The sequence below is a fragment of the Nocardia brevicatena NBRC 12119 genome, assembly GCF_000308495.1.
Lineage (GTDB): Bacteria > Actinomycetota > Actinomycetes > Mycobacteriales > Mycobacteriaceae > Nocardia > Nocardia brevicatena.
The window spans coordinates 85,095-100,757 of sequence record NZ_BAFU01000068.1; the positions used below are offsets into that span (position 1 = coordinate 85,095).

Below are 15,663 nucleotides of genomic sequence, written 5' to 3' on the forward strand. Positions count from 1 at the left end.
CCTCCGGGCTCCGTGAGCGCCGGCGATCAGGGCCGAGGTCTAGTCCAGTTCCCATTCGCGTACGAGGAGATCGGTCAAAACCTGCTGCCGGGCCTGGACCGTTCCGGAGTCCACTTGTCACATCCCAGCACCTGAGTCGTCAGCGCGAACACCGCAGAACCTGTCAGAGTGGTGAAGTACCGTGCCTTTTTTCTCTCGAAGTCGTAGTTTCTGGCCTGGCTGTTCTTCTGCCGATTGAGGAGCAACAGGTTCCCGAGGCGATGGACCCAGTACTCGCGCTGCTCCGGAGTGAAGTCCTGCTTCCACTGGCTGTCGGCCCGTGGGTTCTGCGGCAGCACATGTTCGATGCTGATGATGCCATGTGAATAGTTGGCGCCGGGGTCGTTGGCGAGAATTTCGTCCAGGCGCAACATGAGGTATCGGACCCGCTTGGTCTGCATGAGGTAGACGGGGCCATCGAGCACATCGCGTGCTTCGGCCTTCTCCACGTCACTCGGCTCGGATGACGGCGCCTCCAGCCCATACCCACGCTTCAATTCTTCCAGCAGGCTCAGATACCGGATGAGACGAGGTGTTGTGTACCCGCGTCGCAGCAGTGAACTCGCGGCCAGGCGCTCGAGCTTGCGGAGGAACTCACCGAGGAACGCAGCATCGTCTCCGTGGTGGGTAATGGCCCACAACGCAGGGGGCCGCCAGTCCTTGTTGTCGAGGGTGGCAAGCCGCTTCAGCCAACCATTCACCGATTCCCACCCCGCCCCGGGGCCGAAATCGTGCGCTACGGTCCGCTCGTACGCCTTGCCGTAGGGAAGCAGCAGATCCTCGACGAAATCGGATGCCCGTCCGCTGTCGATATAGTCGTCGAGCACCTGCTCCGGGAACTCTTTCAGCAGTTCACGGCGAGCGCGCTTGCCGTTCACGATCGTTCGGATGTCCTGGAACAGCTCGGTGAAATCTTCACTGCCGAGCGCTTCTTCTATGTCCTCCCAGCGCTTGGCATAGTCCGAGTCTTCGGCCGGCGCGCCGATAACCTGGGACTTGAATATATCCGCGGGTGCGAGATCCAGGCCCCGGGCGTTCATAACGCTGAAGATCCGGTACGCGCTGTTCAGATCGGGAGTACTGACTACCACCAGAAAAGTTCGGGTGCTCATCAATGTAGCCAAGGCCTTGCGTTTCGCCTCGTCCCACGACGCCAGACGAGTTCGCAGAGCGGCGGCGTTGTCCCGGATCGCGCGCTGGGGTTCGCTTTCGACCGTGTTGTCGGACAGTGCGATCAGGTGCACGATTCTTCCGGGTTCCTGCACGTACTTCGAGAAGAAGAACCGGTCTTGGCGGCGCAACGTCAACCGGGGCTTGGCAGCGATACCGGACAGCTCACTACCCGGCTCGAGCACCAGAACACCGAGTTCCTCCGCGAATCTGCCAGTACTGAGATCCCGCAGCACCGAGAACAGGATGCTCAATGTAGTCAGGCGCTGTTGTCCGTCGATCACGTCGTACGCTGTCTCCGACTTCTGGACCAGCACCAGAGAGCCGAGGAAGTAGGGCTCGTCCGAATCACGCCCGAGACTTTCCTCGAGGTCGTCGAGCAGTTGCAGCGCCTGATCGATGCCCCAGCGGTAGGGACGTTGGTAGTCGGGGATGGTGAACTCGTAGTCGCTGGAGAACACCTTACGCAACGGATGTTCATGCGCGGTCAGAGTCTTCTGCATCATTTGTCCTCGCCGAAATCGTAAGGCCCAGAGAACTTCCCTGCTCAGGGCATCGCACATGCGCCGAGGCAGTGTATCCGGACAACAGCCTCCGGCGTAGCGGCATTCGTCCGGATCGACAAGGGCTGCTGCACGGATAGGTGACAACTCGAGCTGACTCTCACCACCAAGCGACCAGATAACGATGGCAATACCGGCAGCGCCGCCGGGCCACCCGCGGTGTGCGACACTTGGAGCGACTCATCACTCCAGGTGTACACTCCCGGAGAAGCGCCGGTCAGGCACGTGTTGCGCCGTCGGGCCACACCACATCCACAGGCACTCCGCGTTCTCGTGCGAGTCTCACCACGCTGCCAGTACCGCCGGCCTCGCCACCTTCCCCGTCCCACACCGCGACCAGCCGGTCAGCCGACCCGAGCAGCGCCTCGTTCGCCGCCTCGTACGCTTCCCGGCCGGCCTCCTCGAAATCCATCACCCGAACCTCGGACGCGCGCGCCACCAGCTCGTCGAACACCGATACGTGATCAGGCTTCACTTTGGCCTCGCGGTAATTCCGGGAAGGCAACACCACCTCGAGTTCACCGCCCATCTCGAGCACCGCTCGTGCGAACACCGAATCGGCGCCACGCGCAATACAGCTCACCCCCACCAGATCGGAAACGTCGGCGAGGCGCCGAGTGATCTCCTCGCGCACCAGCACCGCGGTTTCCTCAGTGATGTTCATGTGCCCGGTCACAGCGACCCGCATAGTTCACTCCTGTGCGTTGAGCAGCGGGCGCATCCGGTCTCGTAGCTCGGCAACCGCGACATTGGCCTTCACCCGCTCTGTTCGTTTGTAGAGCTTGCCGACCTTGACCCGCACCCGATCCGACCGGGTCCGTTCAACGGTGGTCAACGCATCATGGCCTACCCGGCACGCCTCCCCCGCCTCGCCCTGAATCATGCGCGCCTCCGCCAGCCCGAGACGATCCAGCGCGGTGCTGCGGATCCGGTCCGCGCGCCGAAACTGTACCGCCAGCTCGATATGGTCGATCGCCTCAGCCGCGAACACAGGTTTGCGGCGTGACATGTCCAGTAGGCGACCACCGATGGTCCCGGCCAGCTCCGCCGCGTCGAAATAGTGCACCCAGAAAGGGTCAGTGGCGGGCTGCGAGGCCGCGAATTTTTCCTTCGCTTTTTCGCAAGCACGCCGGAACCCTGACGGGCGCTCGAGCTTGCTCAATGCCCATGCCTCCCGCGTGTACAACATCGCCTCCACAGTTGGGGTGAGCGCCCCAGCACCGCGGTCACGGGCGAGCCGCACCAATTCCAGGGCGTCGGCCGCTCCGGCATCGCCATCGAGGCCGAGGAGTTGCCGCGCCATACCAGCCAGCGCGAATGCGCAGAATGCGGGATCATCGGCGCGGCTCGCGGCGCGGGCTGCGAGCACGTAGTACTGCTGCGCCGTGGCCTGCTGCCCGGAGTCCCAGCTCATCGTCGCCGCGGTCTCGGCGAGCTGCGCCAGCACACCCCACAGTCGTTTCTCCACTCGCGCGGGTTGCCGCTCCCGCAGCATCTCGTTCACTTCGGCCAGCTGACCGACGACGGCCTTGCGTCGCAGGCCGCCCCCGAACTGGTCGTCCCACTCGCGGAAAGAGCGCGCCACGTGTTCGAGCTGCTCAACCTCTTGCATGCCGAGTCCCATCGGTTTGTCCACCAGGCGCGGGGCGTCGTCGAAGAACAGCCAGCGTTCCACGGTCTCGAGCAGGCCGGCGCCGATTGCGACCCCGACAAGCGCCTGCGTGGCGTGGCGTCGGTCCATCGTCAGGTCCTTGCGGGTCAGTTCCGCTGTCGCGGTGACGCAGTCCGCAGAGTCGGGAGTACGCCAAACTGTCGCCGCGGTACCGGGTTCCGGGCCGCCTCCATCCAGGCCAATGGCAGCCGCGAACTGTGCCTGCTGCTCGGTGGTGGCGCGAGCGAGGGTGGTGTCCATGATCCGAGCGAAATCCTCGGACAGAGTCACCCACGCACCACGCTGCGCCCACTTCTTGATAGTTGGCACACCGACCCCGGTGATCTTCGAAAACTTCGACTGCGTCACCCCAAGGGCGCGCCGGAGTTCGGTTGCCTCTGCGCCGGTCCACGTAACCTGCATATCCATATGCTCCCCCTAAACGGAGTCCGGTTGTGCGAACACTACTCCCGGGGAGACTGCGGTATACCGCGTTCGTCTTCACGCAGGTGACAGTGCGCGGCGATGGTGTGGGAACCGCCCGGTGCTCGGCTCATGTCATCGTCACCGAGCCTCGGTGGTCCAGGAACCCAACCCAGCAACCCGTGAGGTGACCCCCATGGCCGAGACCTTGCCGCCGCTCCCCGTCCGCCGGCCCGTCAACCGCGCAATGGCCGCGACACTGCGGTACTGGCACACCAGCCCTCGCAACAACCGCGCGCTACTGGAACGGATCGCTGCCGGGCTCCGCGCTCTACCTGACACTCACCCAAGAGGACACTGCCGCACCGACCTTCCAATTCGCAGCTACGCCCATGCCCACCAAGTCATGGCGATGCACACCGATCATCACTGTGACCGGTACGCCGAAGCTGCCCGCTATGCCGAGAGAGCGCGCCCATGATCGACGCCTTCTCAGTGACCGTTGCCCGGAGAACATCCAGATCGGGCGCTTGCCGTCCGAGTCTCTGGTGTGGCTGCCACAACATCCTCGGCGGCACGTGTACCTATCCAGCGGACGCCAACACATCCACGCAGATCGGCCAGGTGGTGCCATGAGCCACTCGATCGCCTTCGGCTGGATCGACTACAACATCAGCCGCGCACCCGAATCCGACCGCGACCGGATACACCGCCTCGCCGACCAACTCGGCTACCGACTCGTGTGGCCCTGTGAACGATCGGTGCTCCGAGTGGTCGACCAGGTACGCAACGCGGGAGCCGACCTGGTGATCCTGCCCGCACCCGACCACCTGAGCACGCTCGAACTCAACGCGGTCATGGACATCGCCGACGTGGAAACCGTGGTCCCGCGCCTGAGCTTCGCCCGCCGACCCTCCGTGCAGGTGACACCATGAGCGCCCTGGTCGTGGCCGGCTACATGATCGCGATCGGACTACCACTGCTGGTGATCGCGGCGACGATCTGGTGGCCCAGATGAGCCGACGAGCTGATCTCGTTCGTCCGAGACGGCCTCGCACCCTACAAGTGCCCCAGGGTGGTGGAGATCCTTACGGACAGACCGGCAAGATTCGCCGACGAGCGTTACGTGGTCAACACACCGACGCCCGAACCGCATAACGAAGGGTCTGGTTGTCGGCGAATCGCTGTGACCTGGACAGGAGCTTCTCGGCGAGGAGCCGGACAGAAGGACAGGGCTGATCGACAGGATTCCCGAGTGATGCCGAAGTAGGTCGGGGCACAGTGGTGTCGGCGGGTGGGTTATACAGTTCTGTTGGTCTTCGTCGAGCAGAGCAGGCAGGTTTCGGTATCCGTGATCACCGGTGACGTCAAGAACAAGGTCGACGCAGTCTGGGACGCATTCTGGACGGGCGGTATCTCCAATCCCCTCGAAGTGATGGAGCAGATCACGTACTTGCTGTTCATCCGTCGGCTGGACGACGAGCAGACCCGCGCACTGGAGCAGGCGAACCTGCTGGAGCAGCCGCTCGAGGGCAACCCGTTCCCGGAGGGAGACGACGAGGAAGGCCGGCCGTACAACGACCTGCGATGGTCGGTGTTCCGGGACCGGCATGCCGACGAGATGTTCGACATCGTCGCCAACCGGGTGTTCCCGTTCATCAAGGAGATGCGCGGGGAGGACTCCACGTACGCGCACTTCATGAAGGACGCGCGGCTCACGATCCCGAACGCGGGCATGTTGCAGCGGGTGGTGGATCGCCTGGACAAGGTGCCGATGGAGAACCGCGACACGAAGGGCGACATCTACGAGTACCTGCTCGCGAAGATCGCGTCCGCCGGCCAGAACGGCCAGTTCCGCACCCCGCGGCACATTATCGAGCTGATGGTGCACATGACGGCCCCGAAGCCGGGCGACACCATCGTCGACCCGGCGTCCGGGACGTGTGGCTTCCTGGTGGGGGCGTCGGAGTACATGCGCGCGTACCACGCGGACGCGATCAACTCGGGTGCCGGTAAGCAGCATTACCACCACGAGATGTTCCACGGCTTCGACTTCGACAACACGATGCTGCGAATCGGGTCGATGAACATGCTGCTGCGCGGTATCGAGCAGCCTGACATCCGCTACCGCGATTCCCTCGCGGAGGCGAACACCGGTGACGCCGAAGCGTATTCACTGATCCTCGCGAACCCGCCGTTCGCCGGCTCGCTGGACTACGAGAACACGGCGAAGGATCTGCAGCAGATCGCGAAGACGAAGAAAACCGAACTGCTGTTCCTGGCACTTTTCCTGCGACTGCTCAAACCCGGTGGCCGTGCCGCGGTGATCGTGCCGGACGGGGTGCTGTTCGGATCGTCGAAGGCGCACAAGGAGCTTCGGCGAATTCTGGTGGAGGAGGAGAAGCTCGATGCGGTGGTGAAGCTGCCCTCGGGCGTGTTCAAGCCGTACGCCGGTGTGTCGACGGCGATCCTGTTCTTCACCAAGACCAACTCCGGCGGCACCGATTACGTGTGGTTCTACGACGTGCAGGCAGACGGCATGTCGCTGGATGACAAGCGCAACCCGCTGCTGGCCGCCGACAAGCTCGGTGCGCTCGCGGAGCTGTCGGAGGACGAGCACGCGAAGAACAACCTGCCTGATGTGTTGCGGCGCTGGGCCGAACGCGACGGCGCGGAGCGGGAGCGGGCTCGGACAGAGCAGAGCTTCTGCGTGCCGAAGGATGATATTGCCGCCCAGGGGTATGACCTGTCGTTGAACCGGTACAAAGAGATCGATCACGAGGAGGTCGAGCACCGTTCGCCCGGAGACATCCTGGATGAGCTTGACCGGCTCGAGAAGGAAATCATGGACGGCATGGCGCAACTGCGGGAGATGCTGGCGTGAGTGTGCAAGTCGTGTCGGTTGAAGAAATCGCCGACGTCAAGCTCGGGCGACAGCGTTCGCCCAAGAACCACGATGGTCCGAATATGCGCAGGTACTTGCGTGCGGCGAATGTCGGCTGGAGCGGTTTGCTTCTGGATGATGTCAAGGCGATGAACTTCACCGACGCTGAGATGGCGCAGTTTCGGCTGGAGCCCGGCGACATCTTGTTGAATGAGGCATCCGGGTCACCTCGTGAGGTGGGCAAGCCTGCAATTTGGCAAGGTGAGATTGACGAGTGCGCTTTCCAGAACACACTCCTGCGTGTTCGTCCACAGAGTGACGTCGACCCGCGTTATCTGCTCCACTTTTTCCGGCATGAAGCAGAGTCAGGTGCATTCGTGCGCGGTGCTCGAGGTACCGGGATCAATCACCTCGGACGCGCGGCGCTCGCGAAATGGAAAGTTCCGCTGTCGCCGATCGAGGAGCAGCGGCGGATCGCGGCGATCCTCGACCACGCCGACGCCCTCCGCGCCAAGCGCCGCGAAGCCCTCGCCCGCCTCGACGAGCTGACCCAGTCGATCTTCATCGACATGTTCGGCGATCCCGTCTCGAATCCGTCGGGATATCCTGTACGCACCCTCGGCGAGATCGCTGAATTCTATGCCGGTGGCACGTTGCCAGAAGGTGAGGACTTCGCCGGGCAGACAGATGGGTTCGCGCTTCTGAAAGTGTCCGATTTAAATCTCCCGGGGAACGAGAGGGTTCTGCGCTCAAGCCAAGGGTGGTCAGCGCACCCGGGGGCGAGGTCCGCGACGTGTCCGGCTGGAAGCGTTGTTATCCCGAAGCGAGGTGGAGCGATTGGGACTAACAAAAAGCGGCTGACAAGTAGGCCATCGATACTTGATCCAAATCTGATGGCGATAAAGCCGCAACAGAGTCAGCTTGGCCTTGAGTTTCTTTACGCCTGGTTCGAGAGATTGGACCTCAACTCTCTCATCTCAGGAAGTTCAGTTCCGCAGCTGAACAAGAAGGACCTCGCGCCACTGGTAATCCCTGTTCCGCCATATGAATTGCAGTTGGAGTTCGCTGCGCGGGCGAACGTCATAGGGCATATTCGTTCAGGACACCGAGCCAACCTCGTCGAACTCGACGCTCTCTTCGCCTCCCTCCAGTCCCGTGCCTTTCGAGGCGAGCTGTGATCGCACCGGTGTCAGCGATGCCGGTGTGGCCCGGCTTCCTCACCCCGGTGCTGGAAGTGCTTGACGACGGCCAGATCTGGCGCAGGCGCGATCTGCACACGGCGGTGGAGGACCATATCGGGTTGACAGCCGAGCAGCGGGCCGAGGTGCTGCCGTCGGGAAAGGGGCGCGCCGACAACCGGATCGGGTGGGCGCTCAGCGGGTTGTATCGCGCGAAGCTCGTCGACAAGCCGGCCCGCGCTACTTTCGTCATCACCGATGCGGGCCGGGCTCTGCTCGCCGCTCACCCCCCGGGGATTACCGAGAAGATCCTGAAAGCACTACCCGAGTACCGGGACTACACACCGGCGCGGACAGGCTCCTCGAATGGCGATCCCGTGGCCGAGGCAGCTGCCGCCGACGAAGCAGTCGACCCACTCGAGCAGATCGAGCGTGGTGTCGAACGCCTCCATGCCGAGGTCGCCACCGACCTGCTGGCGCGGCTGCGCGGTCAGGATCCGGCGTTCCTCGAACAATCAGTACTCGACGTGCTCGTCGCTATGGGATACGGCGGCACCGAAGGCCGGGCCACCCGGATCGGCGGGTCCGGTGACGGCGGTGTGGATGGCGTCATCGATCAGGACCCGCTCGGCCTTGAGCGCATCTACGTGCAGGCCAAGCGCTACGCCGCGGACAACACCGTCGGCCGGCCGGAGATCCAGGCGTTCGTCGGCGCGCTGCACGGCGTCGGCGCTGCCCGCGGCGTCTTCATCACCACGAGCGCCTTCACGTCGGGTGCCCGTGAGTACGCGCAGAGCATCGGCACCCGCGTCATCCTCATCGACGGCAAGCGCCTCGCCGAGTTGATGATCCGCTACGGCGTCGCAGTCCAGACGCGACAGACCTTCACCGTCATCGAGGTCGACGAGGACTACTTCGAATAAATCCGTGCCGCAGACGCAGCACGTGCAAGAGCCGGACCCACTGACGAACTCCGCAATTCCATCCCGACGGGGACGAATCTGTCGGACCCTGCCCGTAATGTTCGAAGGCTCCGGGAAAGCTCGGACGCCTGTGCCAAGATCGAGCACAGAACGACACGTCACTGCGCGACGCACACGAGTTCGGAGAGGACCGCGGGCCCATGGTGGGGAATTTCGACTTCCTGCAGGCCGAATGGCCGAAACTGCACGCCGAGGCCAAGAAGGCAGAACGTGACGCGCTGTTCGACCCGCGCACCACCTGCTTCTACGCACGCCGCACCGTCGAACACACCGTCAAGTGGATCTACCACACCCAGAACCTGCCCGAGCCGTACAAGTCGGACCTCGCGGCCCGGATCCACGAAGGCAGGTTCGTCGGCATCGTCGGCCACGGACTTGTCATGAAGATGGACCTCATCCGCAAGCTCGGCAACGCAGCCGTCCACGACGACAGGCCGGTCTCCAAGGACTCCGGCCGGAAGGCGCTCGCCGAGCTGTTCCACATCCTGTCGTGGCTGGCCCGCACCTACGCGACGCAGCCGTCGAGCAAGCCGTCGCCGCAGCAGCAGTTCGACCCCGCCCTCCTGCCCAAGCCCGGCGGTGGCGCCGTCGTCGCGAAAACCGTCGCGCAGCTCGGCAAGCTCGAAGCCGAGCTGGCCGCCAAGGACGCGCGGCTCGAGCAGGCCGAGGCCGAGAAGCAAGACCTCATCGCGCAGCTGAAGGCCCGCGACGAGGCCGTCGAGACGGCGGAACTCGAGAATGCCGGCTACGAGCAGCTGATCACGGAGTTGCGCGCCCAGGTTGCCGCCGCGCAGCAAGCGAGCGTCGCGACGCCCGACACGCACGATTACGGCGAGGCACAGACCCGCCGCGACTTCATCGACCGCATGCTCGGCGAATCCGGCTGGGCGCTCGACCAGAAACGCGACCGCGAATACCCGGTCACCGGAATGCTCGACGGCAAGAACGGATTCGCCGACTACGTGCTGTGGGGCGCGGACGGTCTGCCGCTGGCCGTCGTCGAGGCGAAGAAGACGTCCGTCGATCCCATCGCCGGTCAGCAGCAGGCGAAGCTGTATGCCGACTGCCTCGAGCGGAAGTTCGGCCGGCGGCCGGTCATCTACTACAGCAACGGATTCGAGCACCACTTCTGGGACGACCTGCGCTACCCGCCGCGGGAGGTCGCCGGTTTCCACACCCGTGACGAACTCGAACTCCTCGTCACCCGCCGGACGTCGATGAAGTCACTCGCCGGTATCCCCGTCCCCAAGGCGATTGTCGACCGGCCGTACCAGGAGAAGGCGATTCGCGCTGTCACCGAGCGGTTCGAGATCGAGAACCAGCGGGCCGCGCTCCTCGTCATGGCCACCGGGGCCGGCAAGACCCGCACCGTCATCGCGCTCACCGACATGCTGATGCGCGCCAACTGGGTCAAGCGGGTACTGTTCCTCGCCGACCGCAAGGCCCTCGTCAAGCAGGCCGTCGGCGCGTTCAAGACGCACCTGCCCGACTCGTCGCCGGTGAATCTGCTGACCGACAAGAACACCGAGGGGCGGGTCTACGTCTCCACGTATCCGACGATGATGGGATTCATCGACGAAAAGGACGGCGGTACGTGGAAATTCGGTCCCGGATACTTCGACCTCGTCGTGATCGACGAGGCGCACCGTTCGGTGTACCAGAAGTACCGGCACATCTTCCGATACTTCGACTCGCTGCTCCTCGGGCTCACCGCCACCCCGAAGGACGAGGTGGACTACAACACCTACCAGCTGTTCCATCTCGAAACCGGTGTCCCGACGAACAACTATTCGCTCGACCAGGCCATCGACGAGGGGCATCTCGTCCGGCCGCGCGCGGTGAACGTGCCGTTGACTTTCCCGCTGCAGGGAATCCGCTACGCCGATCTCACCGATGAGGAGAAGAAGCGGTACGAGTCCATCGACTGGGGCGACGACGTCGCCGAGGGCGAGATCCCCGACGCCGTCCAGGCCGAGGCCGTCAACAAGTGGCTGTTCAACACCGACACCGTCGACAAGGTCCTCGAAACCCTGATGACCCGCGGGCATCGGGTCGCTGGCGGCGACCGGCTCGGCAAAACCATCGTCTTCGCGAAGAACGAGCGGCACGCCCAGTTCATCGCCCAGCGGTTCGACGCGAACTACCCGGAGTTCAAGGGCTCGTTCGCACGCGTCATCACCCACTCGGTCAACCACAGCCAGGACCTCATCGACAAGTTCTCCCAGCCCGAGCAGGAACCGCATATCGCGATCTCCGTCGATATGCTCGACACCGGCATCGACGTCCCCGAGGTCGTGAACCTCGTGTTCTTCAAGCCGGTGCGGTCGAAGTCGAAGTTCTGGCAGATGGTCGGCCGCGGCACCCGGCTGCGCCCCGATCTGTACGGTCCCGGCCAGGACAAGACCGACTTTTTCATCTTCGACGTGTGCGGCAACTTCGACTACTTCGAACAGCACCCCGACGCCTCCGAAGGGGCACTCGCGCCGTCGCTCTCGCAGCGGCTGTTCACCACCCGCACGGAACTGCTGGCCGCTCTCTACCGGTCCGGCGCCTCGTCGGAGTTGCGCCGCGACACCGCCGACCTGCTGCACGGCCAGGTCGCGGGCATGCGACTGGACAACTTCATCGTCCGCGCCCGGCGCCGTGCGGTGGAGAAGTACGCCGACCGTGCCGCCTGGGAATCCGTCACCGAACAGCGGGCCGCCGAGATCGTCGCCGGCCTCGCCGACCTGCCCACCACCGTCCGCGACACCGACGAGATGGCGAAACGATTCGACCTCGCCATCCTGCGCGGACAGCTCTCCGTCGTCGTCTCCGACGACCTCCTCACGCGGCACGCCGACACGATCCGCGGCGTCGCGGACGGACTCCTCGACGAGGGGCTCACTATTCCGAAGGTGAAGGCCAAAGAGGAACTGCTGCGGGAGGTGGCGAGCGACGAGTGGTGGGAGGACGTCACCGTCGACATGCTCGAACACGCTCGGCGTGAGCTCCGTTCCATCGTCGGACTGCTCGACAAGAAGAAGCGCGTCGTCGTCTACACCGACTTCACCGACACCCTCGGCGAAGTCGCCGAACGGGACATGCCGGAGATGCGGTCCGGTACCGACGTCGAGCGATACACCGCGAAGGCGCGTGACTATCTGCGCCGCCAGCCCGACAATCTAGCGCTTCAGAAGCTGCGTTCGGGCAAATCGTTGACACCGGCCGATCTGGAATCGCTCGAGGAACTGCTGGCCCGCAGTGGCGCCGGCGGCCCCGAGGACATGGAACGCGCCGTCGCCAACGCCCACGGACTCGGACATTTCATCCGCTCCCTCGTCGGCCTCGATCAGCAGGCCGTGCAGGAAGCGTTCGCGGAGTTCCTCGGCGAACGCACCGCCACCGCCAGCCAGATCGACTTCATCAACCTCGTCATCGGCCACCTCACCCGGCACGGCGAGATGGACCCGAAGCTGCTGTTCGAGCCGCCGTTCACCGACGCGGCGCCGCAGGGGCCGACGCAGCTGTTTGCCCCCGAGCAGACGAAACGGCTCGTCGGCGTCATCAGGTCGATCAACGACTCGGCGGCCGCGACCGCCTGACCCCGGACAGTGCCACGCGACGCACAAGCAGGACATCGAACAGACTTTCTTCAATTCGGGGCGTGAGGACTACTCGCACGGCCCGGAGTGTTTTCCGTTCAAAGCGGAAGAGGACGAATCAGTACATCGAATGTAGGCGCCCCTTCCCAGCCAGGACGCTGAACGCCGACTCGGTACCAGCCCCATCGCCGATACCGCGCGTATGCGCGCTCGTTACTCGGATCCACCAACAGCGTCGCCCTCCGCTCTCGGCGGGCACCCAGCAATTCGTCGCGTAGCGCCCGCGCGTAACCCCGGCCCGTCTGCTCAGGGACCACCATGATCTCCGAGAGCCCGAACGTCCGAGTCCCGTCCTCGCGAGTGAATCCCGGATCATGTCGATCGAGCTGCAATCCGTCCCAGCCGGCAGTTTTCTCGCCGAGCGGCCATCCCCATGCTTGCCCTATCGGTTCCCCGTCCAGGTACAGCACCACGAGGTCAAAGCCCGGCGCCCTGAGGTAAGCGTCGAACCGATTCATCGACGCTTCCAGCGATTCGAAGGGATCGCCGGTCGCGATGGCCTCCGCATAGGCGCGCGCGTAGATGTCTTGGACCGTGTCGCGTATTTCGCGCGCACCGATGTGATCAAAGCGGCGGAATTCAATCAACCGAGAATCCTTTCGCGGTGGCAAGTGCGTAGAACCGAGCTTTAAACTCCTCGCCTCCGGAAGCGCTGTCGACCAACTCTCGCACCGGTTCCAGCGCCTTGAGTGCGCGCGGCGACGCTAGCCATCCTTCCAGCGCCTCGAGCACGGGTGTCCCCGCTTCGACCGCTGATCTCGTATCGCCGGTACGGGCGAGCGCCGCCGACCACCAGGCCGAGGCATGCACGGAATTGCCAGCGCTTGCCGGCTCGCCCGCAACGACCTCGTGCAGGACGAGCGCTCGACTGTGGTTGCCAATGTCAGTGCATGCCCGCGCCTCGTGGAATCGGATCTCGGAATGGTCGACGAATCGCAGCCATGGAGCGCACTCACCCATCGGCTCATGTTCGGCTGCATTATCCATTTCCCGCCAAGCCGCTGACATGGCTCGCTCCATACTTCGCCGATCACCGGCTGTGCCGTATGCCGCGGCCTCGCGGGCGGCGATCAGCGCGTGTATCCGCCCCGCCGGCCGCCTCCGTACCAAGTCCGCAGCCCGACGTGTCAGCGCGAGTGCATAGGAGGGCGACGAATGACCGGTGCGTACCAAGCTGATGGATTGCAGAGCAGCATTCATGCAGGCGTGGACAGCCAACTCGTCGTCTTCGGCCATGGACGCCAGGGAGAGCGCATCGGAGTAGCACCTCCGCGCCAACTGGACTCGATCCGCGTCGTATGCGAGCCAGCCGGTTTCCACGGCCAGCGCGCCGACCGCAGACATCCACGCCCGACCCGTCGCATCGTCGAACACCCTGCTGTGCAGCAAACTCTGGCTGCGTTCCAACGCATCGACGGCGGCAGACAGTAGGCCCGCTCCACCGACAGCCTGATCGGCCGTCTCCAGTTCTGTCGTGAATGCGTTGAGACGTTCTACGTCGGCCATACCGATCCGGGAATGGTTCGATGCCGGGAATGCCACAGCGGTAAGCGCTGCGGCTTTACCGAATTCGCGGCGATTCACGTCTGCCTCATCGTCAATGTTTCCAGGGGAGGGGTTTACTTGCGTTGATGGCCGCGTGGACGATACGGCGAGAGCGAATCGACGCATCTGCTCCGGGCTCAGCTTGGCGAGCCAACTATCGAGGTCGGCGGCACGTTGCCCGCGCACCGGCCGCGATTCGGTGGCACGCTCCCATTTTCGCACGGTCGCAACAGACCACCCGATCTGCTCGGCAAACTGCTCCTGCGTCATCCGGAGCGCCGCGTCACGCAGCGCCCGTACCTCGACCCTTGTCCAATCTCCACGATCATGCGGTGCCCCCTGTCCCTGCATACCTAGCGGAAGAGTAGCGGTTCCCTATCACTGCTGTCCCTGGGACGGCGAACTCCGGTCGATGACGCTTGATCCGGCCCCGGCGCCGGGTCGAACCGCCCGGCCGGACAGCACATTACGAGTCCGCCAACCGCGGAATTCCCCGGCGCCGGGTGCCTGCCATGACACCTGATGAGGAGGCACTGTGCGCGAACGACCACCTTTGCCCAAACGCCCCGCGCGAAACCAGGCAATCGAAGCGGCCATCCGGCTGTGGCGCGATCAATACTCCATCGAGCCGGCGACGTTGGAACGAGTAGCGGCCGGACTCCGGGCCACTCTCGATGTCCCGAAACCGGCTACCGACACCGACGTCGCGCCATGAGCCACTCGATCGCGTTCGGCTGGATCGACTACGACATCAGCCGCGCACCCGAAGCCGACCGCGACCGGATACGCCGCCTCACCGACCAACTCGGCTACCGGCTCGTGTGGCCCTGCGAACGGTCGGTGCTCCGAGTGGTCGATCAGGTACGCAACGCCGGCGCCGACCTGGTGATCCTGCCCGCACCCGACCACCTGAGCCCGCTCAGGCTCAACGCGGTACTGGAGATCGCCGACGTCGAGACCGTGCTACCGCGCCTGAGCTTCGCCCGCTGGATATCCGGGCAGGTGGCACCATGAGCGCCCCGGTAGTAGCCGGTCTCGCGATCGCGATCGGACTACCACTGCTGGTCATCGCTGCGACGATCTGGTGGCCCTGATGAGCGACATACCGAACTATCGCCGATGGCCACCGGCTCGGCGAGTTCCTGACAGGCCGTCCTGGCCGTGCGCACCGCATCACGGTAGACTGAATCACGATCGACGATCGTGATTCAGTCCTGGACAGAGGTGGTAGCGGTGACGACTGATGTCGGTGCGCGGATCGAGCGCGCTCGCCTTGCCGCGGCGCTCAGCCAGCGTGCCCTTGCGGACGCGACCGGGATCTCGCAGCCGACCTTGTCGCGGATCATCTCCGGGGACAGACCGGCGAAAATGCCGGAGATCGTGGCGATCGCCTGGGCGACCGGGCACACAGTCGCCCAACTCACCGGGAGCGAGACGGTAGCCGACCGAATCCAATGCGTGGCACGAGCGACAAACGACTCCGAAATGGATCGGATGCGGGAGGCGCTACTGCATTTCGTGGAGCTGAACGACTACCTCGACGACCAGGCCATCCCCGCCACGGTCGACCCCGCGTAGGCAAC

The 15,663-nt window shown here is 64.3% G+C and carries 12 protein-coding genes; 7 read left to right on the forward strand and 5 right to left on the reverse strand.

Annotated features, from left to right (window positions below):
* Positions 1-74 precede the first annotated feature (74 nt).
* From ON20_RS18510 to ON20_RS18520, 3 genes are all read right to left on the reverse strand, one after another.
* The gene (locus ON20_RS18510) at positions 75-1,772 is read right to left on the reverse strand and encodes a DUF262 domain-containing protein (RefSeq protein WP_245547306.1); all 1,698 of its coding nucleotides are present in this window, start codon (positions 1,770-1,772) and stop codon (positions 75-77) included.
* Positions 1,773-1,989: 217 nt separating this feature from the next.
* Complete coding sequence (locus ON20_RS18515; protein ID WP_245547307.1) at positions 1,990-2,412, reverse strand: hypothetical protein; 423 nt, start codon at positions 2,410-2,412, stop codon at positions 1,990-1,992.
* Between the two features lie 51 nt (positions 2,413-2,463).
* A complete protein-coding gene (locus ON20_RS18520; RefSeq protein ID WP_218002551.1) occupies positions 2,464-3,846 on the reverse strand; it encodes an NsdA family TPR-like regulatory protein in 1,383 nt (460 codons plus the stop codon).
* Positions 3,847-4,478: 632 nt separating this feature from the next.
* On the opposite strand from ON20_RS18520, the gene ON20_RS18525 reads away from it, so the two are divergent.
* The 5 genes from ON20_RS18525 to ON20_RS18545 all read left to right on the forward strand — a co-directional run bounded on the left by ON20_RS18525 (position 4,479) and on the right by ON20_RS18545 (position 12,475).
* Complete coding sequence (locus ON20_RS18525) at positions 4,479-4,781, forward strand: hypothetical protein (protein ID WP_040837137.1); 303 nt, start codon at positions 4,479-4,481, stop codon at positions 4,779-4,781.
* A gap of 416 nt (positions 4,782-5,197) precedes the next feature.
* Entirely contained in the window at positions 5,198-6,730 is a 1,533-nt protein-coding gene (locus tag ON20_RS18530) for a type I restriction-modification system subunit M (RefSeq protein WP_040837285.1), read from the forward strand.
* Positions 6,727-7,908 (forward strand): restriction endonuclease subunit S, encoded by a 1,182-nt coding sequence (locus ON20_RS33225; RefSeq protein ID WP_083865032.1) that lies wholly within the window; start codon positions 6,727-6,729, stop codon positions 7,906-7,908. Before ON20_RS18530 ends, ON20_RS33225 begins: the two co-directional genes overlap by 4 nt.
* Positions 7,909-7,925: 17 nt before the next feature.
* Positions 7,926-8,831 (forward strand): restriction endonuclease, encoded by a 906-nt coding sequence (locus ON20_RS18540; protein ID WP_040837289.1) that lies wholly within the window; start codon positions 7,926-7,928, stop codon positions 8,829-8,831.
* Positions 8,832-9,031: 200 nt separating this feature from the next.
* The gene (locus ON20_RS18545) at positions 9,032-12,475 is read left to right on the forward strand and encodes a DEAD/DEAH box helicase family protein (protein WP_040837138.1); all 3,444 of its coding nucleotides are present in this window, start codon (positions 9,032-9,034) and stop codon (positions 12,473-12,475) included.
* A 98-nt stretch (positions 12,476-12,573) separates the two neighbouring features.
* On the opposite strand, the gene ON20_RS18550 is transcribed toward ON20_RS18545, so the two are convergent.
* Both ON20_RS18550 and ON20_RS18555 read right to left on the reverse strand, forming a co-directional pair.
* Positions 12,574-13,122, reverse strand: coding sequence for a GNAT family N-acetyltransferase (locus tag ON20_RS18550; RefSeq protein WP_040837139.1), 549 nt, complete (start codon positions 13,120-13,122; stop codon positions 12,574-12,576).
* A complete protein-coding gene (locus ON20_RS18555; RefSeq protein ID WP_083865033.1) occupies positions 13,115-14,431 on the reverse strand; it encodes a helix-turn-helix domain-containing protein in 1,317 nt (438 codons plus the stop codon). The genes ON20_RS18550 and ON20_RS18555 overlap by 8 nt, the downstream gene beginning before the upstream one ends.
* Positions 14,432-14,791: 360 nt before the next feature.
* Here ON20_RS18555 and ON20_RS18560 point away from each other — a divergent pair, with 360 nt between their 5' ends.
* Both ON20_RS18560 and ON20_RS18565 read left to right on the forward strand, forming a co-directional pair.
* Entirely contained in the window at positions 14,792-15,094 is a 303-nt protein-coding gene (locus ON20_RS18560; protein ID WP_040837141.1) for a hypothetical protein, read from the forward strand.
* A 219-nt stretch (positions 15,095-15,313) separates the two neighbouring features.
* Complete coding sequence (locus tag ON20_RS18565; protein WP_040837292.1) at positions 15,314-15,658, forward strand: helix-turn-helix domain-containing protein; 345 nt, start codon at positions 15,314-15,316, stop codon at positions 15,656-15,658.
* The last annotated feature ends 5 nt before the right edge of the window (positions 15,659-15,663 follow it).

Bases quoted from the DNA above. Each gene is read 5' to 3' on its own strand.
- ON20_RS18510 (WP_245547306.1), bottom strand. From the start codon at position 1,772: ATGTGCGATGCCCTGAGCAGGGAAGTTCTCTGGGCCTTACGATTTCGG.
- ON20_RS18520 (WP_218002551.1), bottom strand. From the start codon at position 3,846: ATGCAGGTTACGTGGACCGGCGCAGAGGCAACCGAACTCCGGCGCGCC.
- ON20_RS18525 (WP_040837137.1), top strand. From the start codon at position 4,479: ATGAGCCACTCGATCGCCTTCGGCTGGATCGACTACAACATCAGCCGC.
- ON20_RS18540 (WP_040837289.1), top strand. From the start codon at position 7,926: ATGCCGGTGTGGCCCGGCTTCCTCACCCCGGTGCTGGAAGTGCTTGAC.
- ON20_RS18545 (WP_040837138.1), top strand. From the start codon at position 9,032: ATGGTGGGGAATTTCGACTTCCTGCAGGCCGAATGGCCGAAACTGCAC.
- ON20_RS18555 (WP_083865033.1), bottom strand. From the start codon at position 14,431: ATGCAGGGACAGGGGGCACCGCATGATCGTGGAGATTGGACAAGGGTC.
- ON20_RS18560 (WP_040837141.1), top strand. From the start codon at position 14,792: ATGAGCCACTCGATCGCGTTCGGCTGGATCGACTACGACATCAGCCGC.